A 3,694-nucleotide genomic window follows, 5' to 3' on the forward strand; every position below is an offset into this window, starting at 1 on the left:
CCGCAGGGCTTGCGGTGTCAGTCTGTCGAGCGACCATAAGACCAGAACAGAGTAAATCTGTTAAGGCAGGTGCGGAACCCCGCAAGGGAAAGAAGCAGAAACCCAAATCGTGAGGTTTGGGAATCGCCGTCCGTTTACGGCGGCGAGGATGTCAAGCTTGTTCCTTTTTTAGTTAAGTTAACTACCGGCGAGGCTCTTCTTGACTGTGTGTGATAATTTTTGATTATGGCATCGTGAAATGCTTATTGGGCAAGACTTTTAGGACTATTTTGCACAATAAACTATCACTATAGACATCGTTTCCACACAGAAACTGGAAAAACCCCGCCTAATCCATCCCAATTATAACGATTAGCACCATACCTACGACGAAACTGATCCCGGCAGTTTTATCTAGACACATCAATTTTCTGCTTTCAATTTCAGAACCTCCTAATATTTTTTCAATATGTGTAGAATTCTCGCCCAGAATATAAATGACTAAAACTACAGTAATCAGAAAGGCAAAAAGTGCAAGACCAAAAAGGATTATCTGTAAAGGGCTTGAAACTCCAACTGTTCTTAGCAAAGTAACCAACAATCCAATAGCTGTAACTGACAAACCTAATAACTGCTTATCACGTTCAAGCCTTGTATTAAGCCATGCAGCTATCATTGCACTGTAAAAGGCTTTTTCTTTTGCTTCGTAGTCTTCCTTGTCTGAACTCCCCATATCTTTAGGATTCAGGTAGAGGCGATTGAATGATCAATGCCTCGATATTAGCACCCAGGCCTCTCTGGTATCAATAACGGTTTTGATGACTTCTCTTTGCCCGATTGAGTTAGCAACTACCAGAGGGAGTGTGGCTTCGCGCCGCCAATTTACGACTCCGTATATCATACTAAATCCGGTTATTAAAAACTGATTATTTATTCTCCCCTTTGCATGAGTACCTCTTGCATGAGTGCCTCTCCTCATAACTAGCCTATGCTCAACGGATTTAGTCTCAAGTATAACTCCCAATCCAACTTGAAAAACCCGCTCCCTTATCTCCACTTCCCGCCCTCCTATACCTTGATTCTTCAACCTCAGCGATCGCCCACCCCCCTTGATTATAAAGATTTGTTTAGCTTGACCAGAGGTTGATAGTGCATCGGCTAGGATGAATTTTAAATGGATTCAAAATGAATTTAAAATGAATTCAAGATGAGCCAATCTGGTGAACTGTCGTATTTTGATCATGGAGTTGCCATTTTGTGAGTAAGAAATGGTTCGCAGATAACAGTTTGTCGATCGGGCGGACTCCTCTAGTGCGCCTTAATCGAGTCGTTGGCAACACTCACGCCACGGTTCTGGCCAAGATTGAAGGTCGCAATCCGGCCTATTCGGTCAAATGTCGTATTGGTGCGGCCATGATCTGGGATGCGGAACAACGGGGATTATTGGGGCCGGGCAAAGAACTGGTTGAACCCACCAGTGGCAATACAGGCATTGCCCTAGCCTTTGTAGCCGCCGCTAAGGGGATTCCCCTAACCCTGACCATGCCAGAAACCATGAGCCTGGAGCGGCGCAAACTGTTGCTCGCCTATGGAGCCAATCTGGTGTTAACAGAAGGGACTAAGGGCATGACCGGAGCAGTGGCAAAGGCAGAAGAAATTGCCGCGTCTAATCCCGATCGCTATGTGTTGTTGCAACAGTTCCGCAATGCTGCCAATCCCCGCATCCACGAGGAAACCACCGGCCCTGAAATTTGGCAGGACACAGACGGGGCGATCGATATTCTCGTGTCGGGTGTGGGAACGGGCGGAACCATTACGGGAGTTTCGCGCTATGTCAAAAAGACCCGGGGAAAACCGATTTTATCGGTAGCAGTGGAGCCAGAAGCCAGCCCCATACTATCCCAAGCCCGGGCAGGTCAGCCCTTAAAGTCTGGCCCTCACAAAATTCAGGGCATTGGGGCGGGGTTTGTTCCCGAAGTTCTGGATTTATCCCTCGTGGATGGGATTGAAACCGTTTCCAACGAAGAGGCCATTCTTTATGCCCAACGGTTGGCCAAGGAAGAAGGGATTATCTCCGGCATTTCCTGCGGTGCCGCCGTCGCCGTCGCCGCTCGCTTGGCACAACAATCCGAACACCAAGGCAAAACCATTGTCGTGATTTTGCCGGATTCCGGAGAACGGTATTTGAGTTCCATCCTGTTCCAAGGGGTATTTAATGAGCAAGGGTTAGTGGCATGACGAGCGAGTATCCGAGCGTTTCCAGCGCTCTCTCCCAACCAACCTTGTCCTTGGATCTCGATGAGATTATCACTCAATTGTCCAAACCTCGTGGCGAGTCGTTCCACAGTTGGTCTCAATCACGAAGCCATTTCCCCTTGCCCTCCCGTGAGGCCTTATTTCGGATTGTCGATCGACTGCGTGCCGTTCTTTTTCCCTATCACTTTGGCAATCCCGATTTAGGCGAAACATCCAGCCGCTATTTTATCGGTCATACCCTCAATGAAGTCTTGCAACTGCTGCATCACCAAGTTTGTCGTGAACAGTGGTTGCTGGGGTCGCAGTTGCACTGGTCGTCAGACCAGATTGAGACGCACGCCCAAGGGACGGTACAAGCCTTTGCCACTCAATTACCCCATCTGAAAGCTCTACTGGAAACGGATATCACGGCGGCCTATCGAGGTGATCCGGCGGCGAGAAATTTAGATGAAGTGTTGTTTTGTTACCCCGGGGTAACGGCAATCACTTATCACCGCATTGCCCATGCCCTGTATCGGTTGGACTCTCCCTTGTTGGCGCGGATTGTTAGTGAAATTGGCCATTCCTTAACGGGGATTGACATTCACCCCGGGGCCTCGATCGGCAATAGTTTCTTTATCGATCATGGGACGGGGGTGGTGATTGGGGCAACCACGGTGATTGGCGACCGCGTGCGCCTTTACCAAGCGGTCACGCTCGGGGCGAAAAGCTTTCCCCGGGACGAATCGGGCAGTTTAATCAAAGGTCAACCCCGTCATCCGATTATTGAAGATGATGTGGTGATTTACTCAGGTGCAACGATTCTCGGTCGGGTAACTATCGGTCGGGGCGCCACCATTGGTGGAAATGTTTGGTTAACCCGCAGTGTGCCGCCGGGGGGTTTTGTCTCCCAGGCGCAACTACGACAGGAAATGTTTGATGACGGCTCTGGAATTTGAGGGGCTGTCCTGACTGTGAATGTTCGGCCATAACAGTCGCTTTGTTACTTTTTTTTGAATTGGAGGATTTAACTCAATGACCTATACCCAAGATCATGAATTGCAACTGGCTTTGGGAGATGCTGCCGCTCGGCAGTTAGCCAATGCCACGAAGACCGTTCCTCAGTTATTGACCATTTCACCCCGGTGGTTCGTTCGCCTCTTGCATTGGCTACCCGTTGAAGCGGGGATTTATCGTCTCAATAAAGTCAGGGATGCCTCCCGGGTTGAGGTGGCTTGCTGGCAGCTTGTACACCTATTCCAGTTCCCCCTGAACTGCCACATATTTAAAAAGTATAGGAGAGTGGGGAGCGGGTTTTTAAAGTTGGATTGGGAGTTAATCATCCTATTGGGACTTAAACAAATTTCAAGCCCAAACAAAGCCTAAACTGGCTTTGTAAGCGGCAAACACATCCCGATTCTCGGTCAGCCACTCAAAGAAACGGAAAGACATCGCTGTCCGAAAAGCTGCCAAGGCTTCC

At 48.9% G+C, this 3,694-nt stretch carries 4 protein-coding genes; 3 read left to right on the forward strand and 1 reads right to left on the reverse strand.

What is annotated here, in order from left to right; translation table 11 throughout:
• Positions 1-328 precede the first annotated feature (328 nt).
• Positions 329-712: a hypothetical protein gene (locus PX482_RS12365; protein WP_288055105.1), complete on the reverse strand. Its 384-nt coding sequence runs from the start codon at positions 710-712 to the stop codon at positions 329-331.
• 524 nt (positions 713-1,236) lie between these two features.
• Between PX482_RS12365 and cysK the strand changes: the two genes are divergently transcribed.
• From cysK to PX482_RS12380, 3 genes are all read left to right on the forward strand, one after another.
• The gene (gene cysK, locus PX482_RS12370) at positions 1,237-2,217 is read left to right on the forward strand and encodes a cysteine synthase A (RefSeq protein ID WP_288122491.1); all 981 of its coding nucleotides are present in this window, start codon (positions 1,237-1,239) and stop codon (positions 2,215-2,217) included.
• Positions 2,214-3,173 carry a serine O-acetyltransferase EpsC gene (gene epsC, locus PX482_RS12375; RefSeq protein WP_288026617.1) on the forward strand — a complete coding sequence of 320 codons (960 nt, stop codon included), beginning with the start codon at positions 2,214-2,216 and terminating at the stop codon, positions 3,171-3,173. The genes cysK and epsC overlap by 4 nt, the downstream gene beginning before the upstream one ends.
• A 76-nt stretch (positions 3,174-3,249) precedes the next feature.
• Complete coding sequence (locus PX482_RS12380; protein WP_288093724.1) at positions 3,250-3,600, forward strand: hypothetical protein; 351 nt, start codon at positions 3,250-3,252, stop codon at positions 3,598-3,600.
• Positions 3,601-3,694 lie beyond the last annotated feature (94 nt).

The organism is Microcystis sp. M53602_WE12 (genome assembly GCF_030065455.1).
Classification (GTDB): Bacteria; Cyanobacteriota; Cyanobacteriia; order Cyanobacteriales; family Microcystaceae; genus Microcystis; species Microcystis aeruginosa.